This is a genomic window from Paeniglutamicibacter sulfureus (assembly GCF_030512175.1).
GTDB lineage: Bacteria > Actinomycetota > Actinomycetes > Actinomycetales > Micrococcaceae > Paeniglutamicibacter > Paeniglutamicibacter sulfureus.
Genome location: NZ_JAULBL010000002.1, coordinates 2,588,144 through 2,607,085, shown reverse-complemented (window position 1 = coordinate 2,607,085; position 18,942 = coordinate 2,588,144). Strand labels below are relative to the sequence as shown.

At 64.8% G+C, this 18,942-nt stretch carries 17 protein-coding genes; 14 read left to right on the top strand and 3 right to left on the bottom strand.

Annotation, left to right across the window (positions count from 1 at the left end; translation table 11 throughout):
- Positions 1-130: 130 nt before the first annotated feature.
- The 4 genes from Q2T94_RS18525 to era are packed head-to-tail and all read left to right on the top strand — an operon-like array spanning position 131 to position 3,994.
- Positions 131-1,246, top strand: a complete 1,116-nt coding sequence (locus tag Q2T94_RS18525; protein WP_302266102.1) for a PhoH family protein — start codon at positions 131-133, stop codon at positions 1,244-1,246.
- Positions 1,243-1,716: an rRNA maturation RNase YbeY gene (ybeY, locus tag Q2T94_RS18520; RefSeq protein ID WP_302266101.1), complete on the top strand. Its 474-nt coding sequence runs from the start codon at positions 1,243-1,245 to the stop codon at positions 1,714-1,716. Before Q2T94_RS18525 ends, ybeY begins: the two co-directional genes overlap by 4 nt.
- Positions 1,716-3,026, top strand: coding sequence for a hemolysin family protein (locus tag Q2T94_RS18515; protein WP_264268924.1), 1,311 nt, complete (start codon positions 1,716-1,718; stop codon positions 3,024-3,026). Before ybeY ends, Q2T94_RS18515 begins: the two co-directional genes overlap by 1 nt.
- Positions 3,023-3,994: a GTPase Era gene (gene era, locus Q2T94_RS18510; protein WP_372342869.1), complete on the top strand. Its 972-nt coding sequence runs from the start codon at positions 3,023-3,025 to the stop codon at positions 3,992-3,994. The genes Q2T94_RS18515 and era overlap by 4 nt, the downstream gene beginning before the upstream one ends.
- A gap of 87 nt (positions 3,995-4,081) precedes the next feature.
- Here era and Q2T94_RS18505 read toward each other — a convergent pair whose 3' ends face one another.
- Positions 4,082-4,564 (bottom strand): Rossmann-fold NAD(P)-binding domain-containing protein, encoded by a 483-nt coding sequence (locus Q2T94_RS18505; RefSeq protein WP_302266100.1) that lies wholly within the window; start codon positions 4,562-4,564, stop codon positions 4,082-4,084.
- A gap of 389 nt (positions 4,565-4,953) precedes the next feature.
- Here Q2T94_RS18505 and leuA point away from each other — a divergent pair, with 389 nt between their 5' ends.
- From leuA to Q2T94_RS18490, 3 genes are all read left to right on the top strand, one after another.
- On the top strand, positions 4,954-6,693 hold the full coding sequence (gene leuA / locus Q2T94_RS18500; RefSeq protein WP_302266099.1) for a 2-isopropylmalate synthase: 1,740 nt from the start codon (positions 4,954-4,956) through the stop codon (positions 6,691-6,693).
- An 82-nt stretch (positions 6,694-6,775) separates the two neighbouring features.
- The gene (recO, locus tag Q2T94_RS18495; protein ID WP_302266098.1) at positions 6,776-7,528 is read left to right on the top strand and encodes a DNA repair protein RecO; all 753 of its coding nucleotides are present in this window, start codon (positions 6,776-6,778) and stop codon (positions 7,526-7,528) included.
- Positions 7,525-8,355: an isoprenyl transferase gene (locus Q2T94_RS18490; RefSeq protein ID WP_302266097.1), complete on the top strand. Its 831-nt coding sequence runs from the start codon at positions 7,525-7,527 to the stop codon at positions 8,353-8,355. Before recO ends, Q2T94_RS18490 begins: the two co-directional genes overlap by 4 nt.
- 10 nt (positions 8,356-8,365) lie before the next feature.
- On the opposite strand, the gene Q2T94_RS18485 is transcribed toward Q2T94_RS18490, so the two are convergent.
- Positions 8,366-9,565: an alpha/beta hydrolase gene (locus Q2T94_RS18485; RefSeq protein WP_302266096.1), complete on the bottom strand. Its 1,200-nt coding sequence runs from the start codon at positions 9,563-9,565 to the stop codon at positions 8,366-8,368.
- 60 nt (positions 9,566-9,625) lie between these two features.
- On the opposite strand from Q2T94_RS18485, the gene Q2T94_RS18480 reads away from it, so the two are divergent.
- Positions 9,626-10,717, top strand: coding sequence for a quinone-dependent dihydroorotate dehydrogenase (locus Q2T94_RS18480; RefSeq protein WP_302266095.1), 1,092 nt, complete (start codon positions 9,626-9,628; stop codon positions 10,715-10,717).
- 199 nt (positions 10,718-10,916) lie between these two features.
- Here the strand turns inward: Q2T94_RS18480 and Q2T94_RS18475 are convergent, their stop codons facing one another.
- A complete protein-coding gene (locus Q2T94_RS18475) occupies positions 10,917-11,498 on the bottom strand; it encodes a DUF3043 domain-containing protein (protein ID WP_264271736.1) in 582 nt (193 codons plus the stop codon).
- A 70-nt stretch (positions 11,499-11,568) separates the two neighbouring features.
- Between Q2T94_RS18475 and Q2T94_RS18470 the strand changes: the two genes are divergently transcribed.
- The 6 genes from Q2T94_RS18470 to Q2T94_RS18445 all read left to right on the top strand — a co-directional run bounded on the left by Q2T94_RS18470 (position 11,569) and on the right by Q2T94_RS18445 (position 17,617).
- Positions 11,569-12,978, top strand: coding sequence for a dipeptidase (locus Q2T94_RS18470; protein WP_302266094.1), 1,410 nt, complete (start codon positions 11,569-11,571; stop codon positions 12,976-12,978).
- A gap of 108 nt (positions 12,979-13,086) precedes the next feature.
- The gene (locus tag Q2T94_RS18465) at positions 13,087-13,461 is read left to right on the top strand and encodes a HesB/IscA family protein (protein ID WP_264271738.1); all 375 of its coding nucleotides are present in this window, start codon (positions 13,087-13,089) and stop codon (positions 13,459-13,461) included.
- Positions 13,462-13,666: 205 nt separating this feature from the next.
- On the top strand, positions 13,667-14,542 hold the full coding sequence (gene ctaC, locus Q2T94_RS18460; RefSeq protein WP_436836839.1) for an aa3-type cytochrome oxidase subunit II: 876 nt from the start codon (positions 13,667-13,669) through the stop codon (positions 14,540-14,542).
- 6 nt (positions 14,543-14,548) lie between these two features.
- On the top strand, positions 14,549-16,267 hold the full coding sequence (gene ctaD / locus Q2T94_RS18455) for an aa3-type cytochrome oxidase subunit I (protein WP_264271740.1): 1,719 nt from the start codon (positions 14,549-14,551) through the stop codon (positions 16,265-16,267).
- A 2-nt stretch (positions 16,268-16,269) separates the two neighbouring features.
- Complete coding sequence (locus tag Q2T94_RS18450; RefSeq protein WP_264271741.1) at positions 16,270-16,671, top strand: cytochrome c oxidase subunit 4; 402 nt, start codon at positions 16,270-16,272, stop codon at positions 16,669-16,671.
- A gap of 160 nt (positions 16,672-16,831) precedes the next feature.
- A complete protein-coding gene (locus Q2T94_RS18445) occupies positions 16,832-17,617 on the top strand; it encodes a GntR family transcriptional regulator (protein WP_264271742.1) in 786 nt (261 codons plus the stop codon).
- Positions 17,618-18,942: the final 1,325 nt, after the last annotated feature.

Genomic DNA, 18,942 nt, shown 5'->3' with positions numbered 1-18,942 from the left:
GTCCTGGTCGGCACTTCCAAGTCCCGACGCTTCCATCCACGATAGGATTGGATAAGTGCAGGGAACCCTGGCCGCGGAACGACCGCAGGCGCCATTCGCCGGCACGGAATGCGGAGGCTTCAACAGTCATATGGACCAACAATTGAACCAAGTGGGCCAGCCCCGGGGAACCGACGCCCTGGTCCAGTTCGACAGTTCGGACCAAATGGTCGCCACGCTCGGTGCGCACGATGAGCTGCTGCGCGTGATCACGGGAGCCTATCCGCTGGCGGAATTGCACGTCCGCGGCAACGAGCTGAAGGTCAGCGGCGACGCGGTCCAGGCCCACAAGGCCCTGCGCGTGATTTCCGAGGCCCGCACGCTGGCTGGAAACGGCACCCGCATTTCCGCCCAGACCATTGAGCAATTGGTGCGCATGCTGGAAAGCACCGGCGCCGACGACGCCCAATCGGTGCTGGGCCTGAAGATCCTCTCGGGCCGCGGCAAGGCCATCCGCCCCAAGACCGTGAACCAGAAGAGCTACGTCGACGCGATCGACGAGAACACCGTCATCTTCGGCATCGGCCCCGCCGGCACCGGCAAGACGTACCTGGCCATGGCCAAGGCGGTCGCCGCGCTGCAGGCCAAGGAAGTCAGCCGCATCATCCTGACCCGCCCGGCCGTCGAGGCGGGGGAGAAGCTCGGCTTCCTGCCCGGCACGCTCACCGACAAGATCGACCCCTACCTGCGCCCGCTCTACGATGCGCTGCACGACATGATCGAGCCCGACTCGATGCCCAGGCTCCTGGCCGCCGGCACCATCGAGGTCGCGCCCCTGGCCTACATGCGCGGTCGCACGCTCAACGACGCCTTCATCATCCTGGACGAGGCGCAGAACACCACGCCCGAGCAGATGAAGATGTTCCTCACGCGGCTCGGCTTCGGGTCCAAGATCGTCGTGACCGGGGATATCACCCAGGTCGACCTTCCCGGCGGCACCAAGTCCGGGCTGCGTGTGGTCACCGAGATCCTCGAGGGCGTTGACGACATCGCCTTCTGTGAACTGGACGCCAGCGACGTGGTCCGTCACCGGCTGGTGGGTGCCATCGTCGGCGCCTACGAACGCTGGACGGTGCGCCAGGACCCCAATTTCAACCGGTCCCAGGCGCGTGCCCGCCGTCGCGCCGGCACCTCGAAGAACCCCGAACACGCGGCCGAAAAGAAACAGCAGGGCCCCGCGCCCGAAAACCAGGAGCAATCCCCATGAGCGTAGAGGTCAACAACGAATCCGCGGTTGCGGCGGACCTGGAGCGCGTCAGCGCGCTGGGACGCCATATCCTGGCGGAACTCTATGTGCACCCGGAAACGGACGTCTCCATCATCCTGCTCGATGAAGAGCCCATGAGCGCGCTGCACGTGGAGTGGATGGACCTCGAAGGCCCCACCGACGTGATGAGCTTCCCCATGGACGAGCTGCGCCCCGGCGTCCCCGGCTCGCCCACGGAGGCAGGCATGCTCGGTGACATCGTGATTTGCCCGCAGGTCGCCACCGCCCAGGCCCAGGCCCAGGGGCACTCCGTGGAGGACGAGATCCTGCTGCTGACCACCCACGGCATGCTGCACCTGCTGGGCTTCGACCACGCCGAGCCGGAGGAAAAGGAGATCATGTTCTCCCTCCAGCGCCAACTGCTCGAGGACTTCCTGGGCCGCCCGGCTCCCCGGGAGACGATGGACTAGTGACCGCGGTCATTCTCGCGCTCAGTGCGCTGGTCTTCATCCTCAGCGCCGCGCTGCTCACGGCCGCCGAATCGGCCTATCTCTACCTTTCGCGGCAGCAGGCCGAAGCCCTGCGCAACGACTACGCCTCGCCGCACCTGGCGAACATCCTCGCCGATTCCCAAAGCCACACGCACGCGGTGCGCTTCTGGCGGATCTGGTTCGAGACCGCCTCCGCGGTGGCAGTCGCCATCCTCTACCTGGACCGCCTCGGCAACATCTGGCTGGCCGGGCTGTTGGCCACCGTCACCATGGCGGCGGTCAGCTTCGTGCTGGTCGGGGTGTCTCCGCGACGCCTGGGACGCAGCCACGCCGACACCGTCGTGCGCTACACCGCGCCGTTGATCCGCTTCCTGCGCGTGGTACTCGGGCCCATCCCGACCTGGCTGGTGGGCATCGGCCAGGCCATGAGCCCGCGCTCGGTCGCCGAGGAGGATGGCTTCCTGTCCAAGGAACGCCTGCGCGATCTTGTCGACAGGGCCACGGAGGGTGACGCGCTGGAGGACGAGACGGCGGAAATCATCAACTCGGTCTTCGACCTGGACGACACCTACGTCCGTTCTGTCATGGTGCCGCGCACCGAGATGAAGACCATCGACAAGGGCGAAGGCCTGAAGGCCGCGATGGACTTGTTCCTGGCCTCGGGTTGCTCGCGCGTCCCGGTCATCGGGGAGGACACCGATGACATCCTTGGCATCGTCTACCTCAAGGACGTGGCCTACAAGCTGCACCTGAGCCCGGAGAGCACCGACAAGGTCGAGGATCTGGCGCGCAGGGCACGCTACGTGCCGGAGTCCAAGTCCGTGGCCGAACTGCTGCCCGAGCTGCAGCAGGAATCCACCCACATGGCCATTGTCATCGACGAATACGGCGGAACGGCCGGCCTGGTCACCCTCGAGGACCTCATCGAGGAAATCGTTGGCGAGATCGACGACGAGTACGATCGGCAAAAGGTCGACATCGAGGAGGTGGGCGATGGCAGCTTCGTGGTGCGCGCCCATACCTCCATCGACGAACTCGGGGAGCTTTTCGACATCGACATCGACGAGGACGAAGTCGACTCGGTGGGCGGACTGCTGGGAAAGGTGCTCGAATCGGTGCCGGTGCTCGGATCCCACGCCACGTTCGAAGGCATCGAAATGAAGGTCCTCTCACTGAGCGGCCGACGCAACCGGATCGGCAAGATCCTGGTGCGCAAGGAAACAACACCACCCACGACCGGCGAACAATCCGCCGCCAAAGATGCAGGGCATCACAAGGAGCAATCATGAGCCGGAACATCAAGAAGCCACAGATGCTGCCCACCGGAGGCTGGCCCGAGGACTTCCGCGCCGGATTCACTTCCTTCGTGGGCCGCCCCAATGCGGGCAAGTCGACGCTGACCAACGCGCTGGTGGGGCAGAAGGTGGCCATCACCTCCTCGAAGCCGCAGACCACCCGCCACACCATCCGCGGCATCGTGCACCGTGAGGATTCGCAGCTGATCCTGGTCGACACCCCGGGCCTGCACCGCCCGCGCACGCTGCTGGGCCAGCGCCTGAACGACTTGGTTGCCGACACCCTCTCCGAGGTCGACGCGATCGGCTTCTGCCTGCCGGCCAACGAGAAGATCGGCCCGGGCGACAGGTTCATCGCCGCCCAGTTGGCACAGCTGCAGAAAAAGCCCATCGTTGCGATCGTGACCAAGGCCGACACCGTTGACCGCGCCGCGCTGATGGCCCAGCTGATGGCAGTCACCCAGCTGGGCGTCGAAACCCTGGGCGAAAGCGGCTGGGCAGCAGTGGTCCCGGTGTCCGCCACCGGGGACTTCCAGGTCTCCGAGGTTGCCGACGTGTTGGTGGCGCAGATGCCGCTGTCCCCGCCGTTGTACCCGGACGGGGAGCTGACGGACGAGCCGGAAGCGAAGATGGTTTCCGAGCTGATCCGCGAGGCCGCCCTGGAGGGCGTGCGCGACGAGCTGCCGCACTCCCTGGCCGTGGTCGTGGAGGAAATGGTTCCCCGCGAGGGACGCCCGGAGGACAGCCCGTTGCTGGATGTGCGGGTGAACCTGTACGTCGAGCGCTCCAGCCAGAAGGCCATCGTCATCGGCAAGGGCGGGGCACGGCTGCGCGACGTGGGAACGCGTTCGCGCAAGGCCATCGAGGCGCTGCTTGGCACCCGGGTCTACCTTGACCTGCACGTGAAAATCGCCAAGGAATGGCAGCGCGACCCCAAGCAGCTGGGCAAGCTCGGCTTCTAGTCCTGCAGCCCACCTGGATATTCGGCCCCGCGCGCAGCCACCCTTTCGGGGGACCGTGCACGGGGCCGTTGCGTGGGCAGGCGCGGCCTACCTGGCGATCCGGCCCACGATCATCCGCGCCACCAGCCTGTCAATCCCTGGCAGGTGAGTGGCCCGGATGATCCACCGGCGCAGTAGCCGGCCGGTCCTGTTGGCGGGAAGGAACGACGAGGCGGCCCGCCTCCCGGAGGCTTGCGCCACGTCCACGAGGGGTTTCCACCGTCGCTCGAATGCCGCCAGGGCCTGGCCGATCCCCGCCGCCGAGTCCACCGGGCCCAGCACGTCACCCAGCAGGGCCCCGGCAATGGCCAGCGAGCCGCCTTGGCCCGCAAGCCGCGACACCGCAGCGCACGCGTCCCCAACCAGCACGGTCCGTCCGTGGTGCCATCCAGGCATGACGACCCGCGCGACGACGTCGTCGTACGGATGCTCGGGACACAATTCCAGCAGCCGGTCCACCGAACCGAAAACACGCCCTGCGCGCCGTCCCGGGTCAGGAATGTCAACCGCACGGCCGACAGATTCCGTCACGGGAGGCAACCGCAGCTCGTGGGCACGCAGGACCCCCCCCCGCCCTGCTGGACAGTGCGGCACCGGCGGGCGCACCGGGAACACACTGGCCAGCCTGCTCTTCCCTCGGCGGTTCGCCGTCCACCGGGTCATTGGCCGCGATGGCCCACAGGGCAGCGAAGCGGCAGCGCCAGGCCACCCGGTGTCCGGCATTTGACACATTTATCCGTCAACTCACATTCGGTGTTCGTGCGGTGATATGTTGGATTAATGCATTTCGGACTACTTCTACTAAGCCGCCGCGGCGAGAACCAAACAGGACTCTAACGCGTCCTTCGGCCGACCCCTCGCTGCGGAGTCACCCACTGTCCCGGCTCACTTTCTCACCATCAAAGAAAAGGCCCCTTGAAATGCTGAACCTGCAAAAGCCCTCCGGAATGCCCGTCCACAAGTATGTGCCGTTCCAGGACCAGATCCACGTCTCCCTGCCTGACCGCACTTGGCCGGACAAGTACATCACCACCGCCCCGCGCTGGTGCGCAGTTGACCTGCGCGACGGCAACCAGGCGCTGATCGACCCGATGAGCCCCGAGCGCAAGCACAAGATGTTTGACCTGCTGGTGAAGATGGGCTTCAAGGAAATCGAGGTGGGGTTCCCCTCGGCCTCGCAGACCGACTTCGACTTCGTCCGCCAGCTCATCGAGCGCGGCATCCCGGACGACGTGACCATCCAGGTCCTCACCCAGTCCCGCGAACACCTGATTGAGCGCACCTACGAGGCGCTCGAGGGTTGCAAGCAGGCCATCGTGCACCTGTACAACTCCACCTCGGTGCTCCAGCGCCGCGTGGTCTTCAACCAGGACCAGGACGGCATCGTCGACATCGCCCTGACCGGCGCGCGCCTTTGCAAGAAGTACGAGGAGCAGTTGGTCGGCACCAAGATCACCTACGAATACTCACCGGAATCCTTCACCGGCACCGAGCTGGAGTTCGCCAAGCGCATCTCCGACGCCGTGGCCGAGGTCCTGGAGGCCTCCCCGGAAAACAAGATGATCCTGAACCTGCCGGCAACCGTGGAGATGGCCACCCCCAACGTGTACGCCGACTCCATCGAGTGGATGCACCGCAACCTGGCCAACCGCGACTCGATCGTGCTGTCCCTGCACCCGCACAACGACCGCGGCACCGGCGTCGCCGCCGCAGAGCTCGGCTACCTGGCCGGCGCGGACCGCATCGAGGGCTGCCTCTTCGGCAACGGGGAGCGCACCGGCAACGTCGACCTCGTCACCCTGGGCATGAACCTCTTCGGCCAGGGCATCGATCCGATGCTCGACTTCTCCGACATGGACGAAATCCGCCGCACCGTCGAATACTGCAACCAGCTGCCCGTTGCCGAGCGTTCCCCCTACGGTGGCGACCTGGTCTTCACCGCATTCTCCGGCTCCCACCAGGACGCCATCAAGAAGGGCTTCGAGTCCATGGAGGCGGACGCGAAGGCGGCCGGCAAGACCGTGGACGAGATCACCTGGGGCGTGCCGTACCTGCCGATCGACCCGAAGGACATCGGACGCTCCTACGAGGCAGTGATCCGCGTGAACTCGCAGTCCGGCAAGGGCGGGGTCGCCTACCTGCTGAAGAACGAGCACTCGCTGGATCTGCCGCGCCGCGCGCAGATCGAGTTCTCCGGGGTCATCCAGCGCAAGACCGACGGCGAAGGCGGGGAAATCTCGGCAGCCGAGATCTGGAACGTGTTCCAGGACGAGTACCTGCCGGTCACCGAGGGCTCGGACGCGCAGGAGTGGGGCCGCTTCAAGCTGGGTTCGGCCACCGCCGAGACCGCCGAGGACGGAAGCTTCGCGCTGACCGCCACGCTGCTCATCGACGGGGTCCCGCACCGCCGCACCGCGGCCGGCAACGGCCCGATCAACGCACTGGTCAACATCCTGGGCAACGAGGGCGTGGACGTGCGCGTGCTGGACTTCACCGAGCACGCCCTGTCCGAGGGCGGCAACGCCGCCGCCGCCGCGTACGTCGAGGCCGCCGTGGGCGAGCGCGTGCTCTGGGGCGTCGGCATGGATACCAACACCACCATGTCCTCGCTGAAGGCAGTCATCTCCGCGGTCAACCGCGCGGTGCGCGACCAGGCCTAGGCATGCCAAGCGGCGGCGGGTGCACCTTCGGAAACCCCGGAGGATGCACCCGCCGCCGCATTTCTCTGGGATCATGGACTACGTGTCACGTTCAACCTTTGCAGCAAAGAGCTACCGCACCCGCGGCATCGTCTTGCGCACCCACAAGCTCGGCGAGGCCGACCGAATCATCACCCTGCTGAGCCCCGAGCTCGGGGTGGTGCGCGCGGTGGCCAAGGGTGTGCGGCGCACCAGTTCCAAGCTGGGTGCCACGCTCGAGCCGTTCATGGAGGTCGACGCCCAGATCGTTGCCGGACGCTCGCTGCACACCATCATCCAGGCCCAGCTGCGCCACCCCTACGGCCAGGCGCTGGTGGCCGACTACTCCGCGTACACCGCCGGGGCCGCAATGCTGGAGACCGCCGAGCGCCTCACCGACGCCGACGCCGAATCCATAGCCCCGCAATACCGCCTGCTGCACGGCGCGTTGGCCACCCTGGCCCGCGGCGGGCACGAATCCGGCACCGTGCTGGACTCCTACCTGCTGCGCGCGCTGGCCACCGCCGGCTGGGCGCCCAGCTTTACCCATTGCGTCCGCTGCGGCGCGGTGGGCCCCCACCAGGCCATCAACATCCCGCTGGGCGGGGTGGTCTGCCATGACTGCCGGCCCGCCGGATCAATGTCCCCGTCACCGGCTACGGTTTCCCTGCTTGCAGCCCTGCTCGAGGGCGACTGGGCAGTGATCGACGCGGCGGACGGGGCCACCCGCGCCCAGGGCGCGGCAGTGGTGGCCAACTACCTGCAATGGCACCTTGAACGAGCAGTAAAATCCCTCAAACTCGTGGAGCGACAATGAGCAAAGCCCCCAAGATCACCGGCAAGCCCGGGCCCAGCGTTCCGGCGCTGCGGCCGCAGGACGCGCCCATGCCCTACATCCAGCCCGAGCTCATCCCGCAGCACGTGGCCATCGTGATGGATGGCAACGGCCGCTGGGCCAATGCGCGCGGGCTGCCGCGCACCGAGGGTCACCGCGCCGGCGAGGCCGCGCTGCTGGACGTCATCGCCGGGGCTGTGCAAATGGGCATCAAGTACGTCTCGGTGTATGCCTTTTCCACAGAGAACTGGAAGCGCAGCCCCGAGGAGGTTCGCTTCCTGATGGGCTTCTCCCGCGACGTGCTGCGCCGCCAGCGCGACACCCTCAACGAATGGGGCGTGCGCATCCGCTGGGCCGGACGCGAGCCGCGGCTCTGGCGAACAGTGGTCAACGAGCTCAAGGCCGCCGAGAAACTCACCGCCGCCAACCAGACCTGCCAAATGACCATGTGCGTGAACTACGGCGGGCGGGCCGAGATCGCCGATGCGGTGAAGGCGATCGCCGAACAGGTCGCCGCCGGGACGCTGAAGCCCTCGCAAATCTCGGAGAAGACGGTGGCCAGGCACCTGGACGAGCCCGAGATGCCGGATGTCGACCTGTTCCTGCGCACCAGCGGCGAGCAGCGCACATCCAACTTCCTGCTCTGGCAGTCCGCCTATGCGGAAATGGTGTTCATCGACGAGTTGTGGCCCGACGTCGACCGCACGACCCTGTGGGATGCGGTGCGCGAATACGCCAGCCGCGACCGCCGGTACGGGGGAGCGGTGGACAAGCCGGCCATTGCCGGGGACGCGGCCGCCAACGCCTGAGAGAACGCGCTCAGCGTTGCCCGTCGTCGGCGCGCGCCCCGGGCTCCGGCAGGTAGCCGGCGCCCCAGCGGTCCATCGCCGCATAGGCTGCAGCCCTCGGCTCGGGCAGGGACGAGAACACGTCGTGCATGGCCCCGTGGAGGATCGCGTTGGTGACCTCGCTGCCCAGTTTCAGGGAACGCTCGCGCACCACGTTGACCTCGATGACACTGTCGTTGTGCAACATGGCCTCGTCGAAGCTGGTGCCCAGGTGCGTTGACTTCGAGGTCAGCACCAACACCGGGACCTTGATGTCCAGGCCCCTGGCCACTTCCCGGTGCCCGGCCATCACCGCGGTGATCCAGCCGGCGGTCGTCGGGAAGGCAATCGGCGGGCGCCAGCGTGGATGCAGATCCCAGGAGCCATTGCCCTGTCGGGACAGCGAGCGCCAGTAGTTGTCCAATTCCGGCAGGTGCAGCTTGGCCCGGGGCCGTAGTCGGGCAATGGGCTCGACCACGCCCTGGGCGGCGTAGCGCACCAGGTAGCTGCCCTGCATCTCCAGCCACGGACTGTTCAGGATCAACGCGTCGAAGGCCTCCGGGTGCCGGTTGACCCACAGGCTTGTCACCAGCCCGCCGGTGGAATGCGCCAGGCAGATGCCCGTCGCGTCCGCGCCTTCGACGGAACGGATCATCTCCAGCGCCGCGTCCAGGTCCGCGTCGTACTCGTTCAGGGACGCGGTGAATCCGGGGTTCAGGTGGTGTGCGCGCAGGCTGCGACCGTAGCGGCGCAGGTCCAGCGCGTAGAACGCGTAGCCACGATCGCTCCAATACCGGGCCAGCTCGGCGTTGTAGAAGTAGTCGCTCCAGCCGTGGACGGCCAGCACGAAGCCGACGTGCCGCCCTGCCGTCGCCGACGTGCCGTCGGTGGATGCTTCCGGTGCCAACGGTCCGGGCCACAGTGCGCCCAGTGCGCTGCGCAACCGGGAGCCAAGGGCGGGACGTGCATGCGCGGGTGCAGGGGTCGGACGCAGGTGGCGCACCAGGGTGGCGCACAGCTCGCCTTCGTCGTCCTCGCCCAGGGGCAGGGTGGTGTAGCTGAAGCCCTCGCCCAGGATGTCCGGCTCCCAGGTGCCCGGCAGGGTGGTTGCGCTGTACTCCGGCCACGTTGCGCTGGGATCGTCCGGAAGCGGTGGTGCGGGTCCGGAGCCGAGGGAGGAGGCGTGCGACATGTGTTGAGCATAACCAACTTGAAGTTGTTTGGAGCCGTGGATGCGGGAAGACTAGGAGTCATGCGCATATATCCCACGATTTTCCGTCTTGTTTTCACGAAGATGGACCCCGAAAAGGCTCACCACTTTTCCTTCGACGCCCTCCGGTTGGCAGAGAAATTCGGGGTGTCTGTCATCGCGCGGAAGCTGTGTGCCCCGGACCCTGCGCTGCGCCGCACCGTGATGGGGATCGACTTCCCCTCGCCCTTCGGCCTGGCGGCGGGCTTCGACAAGGAGGGGGCAGGCATTCCTGCCCTGGCCGACCTTGGCTTTGGCCATGTGGAGGTCGGAACCATCACCGGTGTCGCCCAGCCGGGCAACGAGAAGCCCCGGCTTTTCCGCCTCGTGGAGGACAAGGCGGTCATCAACCGCATGGGGTTCAACAATGACGGGGCGCGCGCGGTGGCCCCCCGCATCCGTGCCGCACGGCTGCGCCTGGGCACCCGCTTTGGCGCCGGCCGCCCGGTCATCGGCGTGAACATCGGCAAGACCAAGACCGTGGAACTCGATGACGCCGTCTCCGACTACCTGGTCTCCACCCGCGAACTGGCCGCCCACGCCGACTACCTGGTGGTCAACGTGTCATCGCCCAACACCCCCGGGCTGCGCCTGTTGCAGGGCGTCGAGACGCTGCGGCCGCTGCTGAGCGCGGTTGGCGCCGAGGCCGACCGCGTCGCCGGACGCCACGTCCCGCTGCTGGTCAAGATCGCCCCCGACCTCAACGACGACGACATTGCCGACGTCGCCACGTTGGCCACCGAGCTGGGGCTTGACGGCATCATTGCCACCAACACCACCATTGCCCGCGAACCGCTGGTCTCCGACGCGTTCAAGGTTGCCGAGATCGGGGCCGGCGGACTCAGCGGCGCACCGTTGAAGGCCCGCTCGCTGGCGGTTCTGCGGGTGCTGCGCGAAAAGGTCCCGGCTGAAATGGCGATCATCTCCGTGGGCGGGGTCAGCACCGGGGACGATGTCATCGAGCGCCTCGAGGCCGGCGCGGACCTGGTCCAGGGCTACACCGCGTTCCTCTACGAGGGGCCGCTATGGGTCCGCGGCATCAACAAGGCACTGGCAAAGGCACAGGCCCAGGGCAGGTCCCTGGCCAGGAAGTAGGCGCATGCGCCGAGCGGGGCCCCTTCACCGATCAATCGGCGAAGGGGCCCCGACTTCGCTTGGGCCGACGGGCGGGGGAGCGAGGGTGCTCTTCCACCCGATCCCGGACAGCGAAAAGGCGTGTGGCGCCCTGCCGGGAATCCATTCCCCGGGGGTGCCACACGCCTTGGTGTGGAATCTTGAACGCGTGTGCGTATTGTTAGCGCGGATCCTCGCCGCGACGCACCTGCGGCTTGGGCAGGCGCAACTTGCGGAACTGAAGTCCGCGCATGATGCCGTAGTAGGTCACGCCGCGTTCGACCGAGCCAAAGCGGGCAATCAGCCCCTTCTTCAGTCCGCGCGACATGATGAAGGCGTCGACGGCAACGAGTGCCACCAGGATCCACAGTGCAAAGGTGATGTAAACCTGGACCGCCGGGAACCTCGAGAGGGTCAGCGAAACGATCAGGAAAGCGAAGACGGCAAACATCAGGTATTCGCCGACCATGAAGCGGCGGTCCACGTAGTCGCGGGTAAAGCGCTTCTGCGGTCCCTGGTCACGGGCTGCCATGAAGCGCTCGTCGCCGGTCTCATTGGCCAACCGCATGCGGTTCTGGGCCTCCAGGCGCTGGTTGCGCTCGGCCGCGCGCGCAAGCTTGCGGTCGGTGGGTACCAACGGGCGCTGGTTTTGCGCCTGCTGCGCACTGCGCTTTGGGGTCGGGGCATTTTTGCCGGCGGGCTTTGTGGTCTCTTCTGTGGGCGCTTCTACGGAAGCTGCCTGATCTTTCTTGCGTCCAAACACCTTTCCAGTCTAGCTTGCACCCGGCACGCCATCGTCATTCGGCGCACGGCGCGGTTGTAGGCTTTTTCCCATGACTACCAAGAACACCGCCGCCCCGGCATCATTCGGCGTGGATCGCGAGTCCCTGAGCGCACACGTAGATACCGATTTCAATCGCATCGTCTCCGAACTCGGCAGGCTGGTGGCCATCCCCGGCATCGCCTGGGAATCATTCGACCCCGACCAACTGGACCGAAGCGCCGAGGCAGTGGCGCAGCTGGTGCGCGAAGCCGGCATGGAAAATGTCGAAATCCTCCGCGTTCCCACCCCAGCAGGAGTGCCCGGGGGCCCCGCTATCGTGGCCAATCGCCCGGCCCGCGACGGCAAGCCGACCATCCTTCTCTATGCGCACCACGATGTGCAGCCTCCGGGCGATGAGGACCTGTGGGACACCAAGCCCTTTGAAGCCACCGAGATCGATGGCCGGCTGTATGGTCGCGGAGCGGCCGATGACAAGGCCGGCATCATGGTGCACATTGCCGCCCTGCGCGCGGTGCTGGACAGCGTTGCCGACTTCGGCCTGGGTGTCACCTTCTTCCTCGAAGGCGAAGAAGAGGCCGGTTCGCCCAGTTTCCGCCGGTTCCTGGAGACCCACCGCGATCGCCTGGAGGCGGACGTCATCGTGGTCGCCGACTCCAGCAATTGGAAGGTGGGGGTCCCGGCGCTGACCACATCCCTGCGTGGCATGGTCGGGGGAGTGGTTGAAGTCCGCGCCCTGGCCCATGCGGTGCACTCGGGCATGTTTGGCGGGCCGCTGCTCGATGCTCCCACCCTGGCAGCTCGCTTGATTTCCACTTTCCATGACGCCGAGGGCAACGTGGCCATCGAGGGCCTGGTCTCCCACGAGCGTGCGGTCGTCGACTACCCCGAGGACTCGTTCCGGGCGGATTCCTCGGTGCTGGACTCGGTCAAGTTGGCGGGCAGCGGCAACATTGCCGACAGGCTCTGGAACAAGCCGGCCCTTTCGATCATCGGGATGGACATCCCCTCGGTTGCGATTTCTTCAAACACCTTGTTGCCTTCCACGCGATTCAAGCTGAGCCTGCGCATCGCCCCCGGGCAGGACCCGGAGTCGGCGGTTGCCGCGCTGCGCGCGCACATCATGGGCCAGGACCTGCGCGGAGCCCAAGTGACCTTTGAAGCCGACGAGGCCGGGCAGTCCTTTTCCACCGACACCTCGGCCCCGGCCGCGCAAGCTAGCCTGTGGGCGCTGGGGGAAGCGTGGGGAGTTCCGGCGGTTGAAACCGGCATCGGCGGATCCATTCCATTCATCTCCGACCTGCTCGAGATCTTCCCCGCCGCGCAGATCCTCGTGACCGGCGTCGAAGACCCGGATTCCCGCGCGCATTCGGCCAATGAGTCGCTGCACCTGGGCGATTTCCGTCACGCAATTTTGGCCGAGGCGCTGCTCTTGGCACGCTTGAACAACCACGGGCTATAAGGTCCGGGCGGCGTCGCTGCGCCAGTACGTGCGGTCTCGTCGTACCATTGAAGGTGAGGGGCCGCGCTTGAGGCGTAGCCCAAGTGAGCAGTATATGGAGGATCACGCATGACAACTGCAGCCAACGAGACCACCGCAGACCCGACCGAGCTTCCGAGCCACGAGGTCAAGCTGTCGGAGGTCGCAGCAGAAAAGGTCCGTTCACTGCTTGAACAGGAAGGCCGCACCGATCTTCGGTTGCGCGTCGCCGTTCAGCCAGGGGGATGTTCGGGCCTGATTTACCAGCTCTACTTCGACGAGCGCCTGCTGGAGGGCGACGCCGTAAAGGACTACGACGGCGTTGAGGTCATTGTCGACAAGATGAGCGTTCCCTACCTGGACGGCGCTTCGATTGACTTCGAAGACACCATCTCCAAGCAGGGTTTCACCATCGACAACCCGTCCGCCGGGGGCTCTTGCGCCTGTGGAGATTCCTTCCACTAAGTCGGAACCAAATGCACCGCCCATACGTTGAGACATCTTCGTCCCTGGGCGGTGTTTTGGTCGGCATTCGCATGCCCGAGAGGGTAAGCTCTACGATAAGTAGTAAAACTATGGTTTTCTTCGACCTCATCAGCGTTGATTCACTTGAGTCCGGCCGCTGGGTGTCGAAGACTCATTCAGCACCAACAAAGAGGAAGGGCCGTCTGTGAGTTCGCAAGACCGAACCAGCAGCCGCCGCAAAGGCAGAGCCAAAGTCATGGCGATTGCTGGCGCCGGCGCGTTGTTGTTGACGGGATGTTCAGCGGAAGTCCAGCGAGGTTGGCTCCCAAACGTCGAACGTGACACCACCAACCACACCGGTATGATCCAGGATCTCTGGGTCAACTCGTGGATTACCGTACTTTTGATCGGTATCTTGACGTGGGGCCTGATGCTTTGGTGCATCATCGCCTACCGCCGCCGCAAGAATGACACTGGCTTCCCGCGCCAGCTCAGCTACAACTTGCCAATCGAAATTTTCTACACGGCCGTGCCGCTCGTACTTGTCCTGACGTTCTTCACGTTCTCAGACAGCACCGAGAAGGCAATCAACACCGAGGTGGATTCCGAGCTCGTGGTCGATGTCCGTGCCAAGCAGTGGGCATGGGACTACAACTACACCTACCAGGGCCAGGAAAAGTACGATGCCACCGTTCAGGCACACCTGACCGGTGAAGAGGGCGTCGAGGAAACTCTGCCCACCCTGTACCTCCCTGTTGGAAAATCCGTCACGCTCGAGTTGAACAGCCGCGACGTCATCCACTCGTTCTGGGTTCCTGCATTCCTGCAGAAACTCGACATGATTCCGGGCAAGACCAACTACATCTACCTCACGCCGCAGGTCGAAGGACGATTCGACGGCAAGTGCGCGGAGCTCTGCGGTGAATACCACTCGGAGATGCTCTTCAACGTGCAGGTAGTGTCCGAAGCCGAATTCCTGAACCACCTGGCCACTTTGAAGGACGGCCACATCGGTGAGGAACAGGACCGCAAGCCGGGCGAGGTCAACCAGGTTTCGGCCCACGCATCGGAAGGGGAGTAATCCATCGTGACTACTTACGAATACGCAACCGATGAGGTCAAGACCCTCGCACCGCGCGTGGTACCGATTTCCAAGGGACGGATCTTCGTCAACTGGATCACCTCCACCGACCACAAGACGATCGGGTACATGTACCTGATCACCTCGTTCGTCTTCTTCTGCATCGGTGGCGTGATGGCCCTGGTCATCCGTGCCGAGCTGTTTGAACCGGGCATGCAGATCCTGCAGACCAAGGAACAGTACAACCAGCTGTTCACCATGCACGGCACCATCATGTTGCTGATGTTTGCAACCCCGCTCTTTGCAGGGTTCACCAACGTCATGATGCCGCTGCAGATCGGCGCACCCGACGTGGCCTTCCCGCGCCTGAACGCGCTGGCCTTCTGGTTCTTCTCCTTCGGTTCCACCATTGCGCTGGCAGGTTACCTGACCCCGCAGGGTGCGGCGTCCTTCGGCTGGTTCGCATACGCGCCGCTGTCGAACACCACCTTCAGCCCCGGCGTGGGTGGAGACCTCTGGGTCTTCGGCCTCGCGCTCTCGGGCTTCGGCACCATCCTTGGCGCCGTCAACTTCATCACCACCATCATCTGCCTGCGTGCACCGGGCATGACCATGTGGCGCATGTCCATCTTCACCTGGAACGCGCTGATCACCTCGATCCTGGTCTTGATGGCATTCCCGCCGCTGGCAGCAGCACTGTTCGCGCTCGGCGCGGACCGCCGGTTCGGGGCGCACGTCTTTGACCCGGAAGCTGGCGGTGCCGTCCTCTGGCAGCACCTCTTCTGGTTCTTCGGACACCCGGAGGTCTACATCATTGCGCTGCCGTTCTTCGGCATCGTCTCCGAGATCTTCCCGGTCTTCTCCCGCAAGCCGATCTTCGGCTACAAGGGCCTGGTCTTCGCAACGATCTCGATCGCTGCGCTGTCCGTGTCCGTGTGGGCCCACCACATGTACGTCACCGGCTCCGTCATGCTTCCGTTCTTCGGCTTCATGACCATGCTGATCGCGGTTCCGACCGGCGTGAAGTTCTTCAACTGGATCGGCACCATGTGGCGGGGCTCGATCACCTTCGAGACCCCGATGCTCTGGAGCATCGGCTTCATGGTGACGTTCCTCTTCGGTGGCCTGACCGGCATCATCCTCGCGGCTCCGCCGCTGGACTTCCACGTCTCGGACACCTACTTCGTGGTGGCACACTTCCACTACGTGGTCTTCGGAACCGTGGTCTTCGCGATGTTCGCAGGCTTCTACTTCTGGTGGCCGAAGTGGACCGGCAAGATGCTCAACGAGCGCCTTGGCAAGATCCACTTCTGGATGCTGTTCGTGGGCTTCCACGGTACGTTCCTGATCCAGCACTGGCTGGGCGTCATCGGCATGCCGCGACGTTACGCCGACTACATGCCGGAAGACGGGTTCACCACCATGAACCAGTTCTCCACCGTGTTCGCCTTCATCCTTGGCATGTCGATGATCCCGTTCTTCTGGAACGTCTGGACCACGCACCGCAACGCCAAGAAGGTTACCGTGGATGATCCGTGGGGCTTTGGTGCATCGCTGGAGTGGGCAACTTCCTGCCCGCCGCCGCGCCACAACTTCCACTCGATTCCGCGTATCCGCTCCGAGCGTCCGGCTCTTGACCTCCACCACCCGGAACTGAGCGCCCGCTCGACCCCGGAGACCCCGGTGGCCAAGATCTTCGGCCCGGCAGACCAGAAGGACCTGTAGAGATGAAAATTGAAACTTGGCTCTTCCTGGGCGGCATCTTCTTCTTCACCCCGGTTGCGATCGTGTACGGCATCATGACCAACTGGGAAGAACACGTAGGCTACCTGGCGTTGTTCATGCTCTCGGGCATGTGCATCATGATCGGCTGGTACCTGCTGCACACTTCCCGTCGCGTTGGTCCCCGTCCCGAGGACCGTCTTGACGGCGAGATCCACGAGAACGCCGGCACCGTTGGCCTCTTCTCCCCGTGGAGCTGGTGGCCGCTGGCACTTGGTACGGGTGCCGCGATCGGCTTTGCCGGTTTGGCCCTGGGCTTCTGGGTCCTGTACATCGGCGTTGGCCTCACGATCATCGGCCTGGTTGGCTGGGTCTACGAGTACAGCCGCGGTGACCACGCCCACTAACCCGGGCATGTAACACCCGAAGTGCATCGGCGGAAGCGGTGCTTCTTTCCCCTCGCGGGGAGAGAAGCACCGCTTCCGCTTTTTAAGCGCCATGGCCCAGGAATGCGGGAGAATGGAAACCAGAGGGGCCGGAAGCCGGCCCACCGACACTGGAGCAAATGTGAAACCCTACGCGCCGCAGCCCAAGGTGCATGGCCTGATCGATGGCGATTCACCCGTGAGCAAGTACCGGCAGATTCGCGAGATCCTTCGTACCCACGCAACCACGGTCTGTCAGCCCGGATACCGGCTTCCACCCGAGCGCGAGCTGGCCGAGGAATTCGGTGTGGCCCGCAAGACCCTGCGGCAGGCCATCGACTCGCTGGTCGAGGACCAGGTGCTCAAGCGGGTGGTCGGCGTCGGGACGTTCGTGGCGCACCCCAAGCTGGACCTGCAGATCCGCTTGAACTCCTACAGCGAGGAAATGATCCGACGCGGCATGGTCCCCGATGCGCATGTGCTGCGCTTCGAGGAGTCGCCGGCTACCAGCAGCCTGTCGCGCCACATGGAGATCGACGAGGGCGAGCCCGTGATCCGCTTCAGCCGTCTCCTGCTGGCCGATGGCAAGCCGATGAGCCTCGATGAGAACTTCATGCCCAGCGCGTTGGTACCCGGGTTCCTCAACGACCCCCCGCCCATTTCCCTGTACCAGTCGCTGAATGAACGCTACGGCTTGGTGCTGGAGTGGGGCGAGGACCAGATCGAAAGCACGGCGGCGACCAGCGAGCACGCCGGGCTCCTGAAGGTCGAGGTGGGTTTCCCCTTGCTGCGTATCACCCGATACGCATTTGTCGGTGAGGTGCTCGTCGACTATTCGATCTCCCTCTATCGCTCCGACCGCTACAAGCTCTTTGTCCCGCTGCAGCGCCAGGGGACCCGCAGTCCGCGCTACAGCACCGTGCGGTAGTCCAGCGCCCGGGAACGCCTCCCAGCGGCCTGGAGGGCGTCCAAGACGCCGTGCGCATGAACCTGGCAACATCGGCACGACATGCCGGTGCGCGGAGCGCTGTGTTGGTGCGGCCGACGAACGCCTCGGGGGAGCGGGACCGTCTAGGGTGCGGGCTGTTCCGGTGTAGTGCCGGAAGCCGCTGTCGAAGACGGTTCAAAGAGTTCCACAGGTTCCCCGAGGGGTCTTCCAGCAGCAACTGCCTGCCGCCGGCACCGGTGATCACATTCGAGCGCAGTGGCACGCCTGCGGCCACGAGCCGTTCCATTTCAGCGGTGAGGTCCTCCACCAGCAGTGAAAAGCGATTCCATCCTCCGGGTGCGGGCATCGCGCCGTCCGGCATGGCCTGGCCAGCGCCGCCCGGGACACCGTGTTCATCCGTGCCGCCCGGGGCGCTGAGCATCAGCCGCAAGGCCCCCCGTCCCAGGATCGCGAAGCCCGGGCCCGTGTGAATATCCAGAGATTCGAGAGCCACCGGATATTACCTTTCAGAGCCAACAATTGCCGTTGAGAGCCAGTAGCTCCCCGGGCGGGAGCCTCCGGCCTGCAACGGATCCGTTCCGGGCTGAACGGCACCGATCTTTTCGCGGAAATTGTACGTTCCGGTTTCGCTCCAAGTGGTGTTGTGGATGATCTGGTCCATGATCACTTGGACATGGCCGCCAAGCCGGGCCGATGTCAGCAGTCATTCTACGGATACCGCCTGCAGAACACCGGTGAGGTTGAGCCGCAGCGGCGTTCCTAGGGGCTCGATCCGCTTGCAGAGACGCTTCCCGGTAGCGCGCTGCCGGCAACAGCCCACCGATCGTCGGCAGAATGGAGTCCGCAGGGCACTTCCAGAGCTTCGCGCGATCAGCCGAGTAGATAGTTTTCCCGAGAAATCGGGGCAGTCGGTCGAGGACGGGCCGACTCGCGTCGTGGGGCCAGCCACCCGTTGACGGTCAAATGGTTCCAATCGAGCATTTTCACGTTTCCCTGGACGGTCCCCATGCGCACTATTGACGGCTCTCAAAGGAGTTACTGATGGCTCTGAAGGAGAATACTCGCGTTTTGGCGGGGTGGCTCCGAACGGCAATATTGGTGGCTCTCAAAGAGTCAAATATTCACGTGTACAGGTCCACGCTGAAATCGAGAAGGTCTACGTAGAAATTGACGGCTGAGGAAACGTCATCGACGATGTAGCGGATGCTTGCCTTTTCCATGGTGTCCACCTGGAATCGTAGAGTTGCCGTCTGGGGGCTGGCAGCACGGCGACGTGAGTGGCCGATTTCAACGGTGGCATATAC

Bases quoted from the DNA above. Each gene is read 5' to 3' on its own strand.
- Q2T94_RS18525 (WP_302266102.1), top strand. From the start codon at position 131: ATGGACCAACAATTGAACCAAGTGGGCCAGCCCCGGGGAACCGACGCC.
- ybeY (WP_302266101.1), top strand. From the start codon at position 1,243: ATGAGCGTAGAGGTCAACAACGAATCCGCGGTTGCGGCGGACCTGGAG.
- era (WP_372342869.1), top strand. From the start codon at position 3,023: ATGAGCCGGAACATCAAGAAGCCACAGATGCTGCCCACCGGAGGCTGG.
- leuA (WP_302266099.1), top strand. From the start codon at position 4,954: ATGCTGAACCTGCAAAAGCCCTCCGGAATGCCCGTCCACAAGTATGTG.
- Q2T94_RS18490 (WP_302266097.1), top strand. From the start codon at position 7,525: ATGAGCAAAGCCCCCAAGATCACCGGCAAGCCCGGGCCCAGCGTTCCG.
- Q2T94_RS18485 (WP_302266096.1), bottom strand. From the start codon at position 9,565: ATGTCGCACGCCTCCTCCCTCGGCTCCGGACCCGCACCACCGCTTCCG.
- Q2T94_RS18480 (WP_302266095.1), top strand. From the start codon at position 9,626: ATGCGCATATATCCCACGATTTTCCGTCTTGTTTTCACGAAGATGGAC.
- Q2T94_RS18470 (WP_302266094.1), top strand. From the start codon at position 11,569: ATGACTACCAAGAACACCGCCGCCCCGGCATCATTCGGCGTGGATCGC.
- Q2T94_RS18465 (WP_264271738.1), top strand. From the start codon at position 13,087: ATGACAACTGCAGCCAACGAGACCACCGCAGACCCGACCGAGCTTCCG.
- Q2T94_RS18450 (WP_264271741.1), top strand. From the start codon at position 16,270: ATGAAAATTGAAACTTGGCTCTTCCTGGGCGGCATCTTCTTCTTCACC.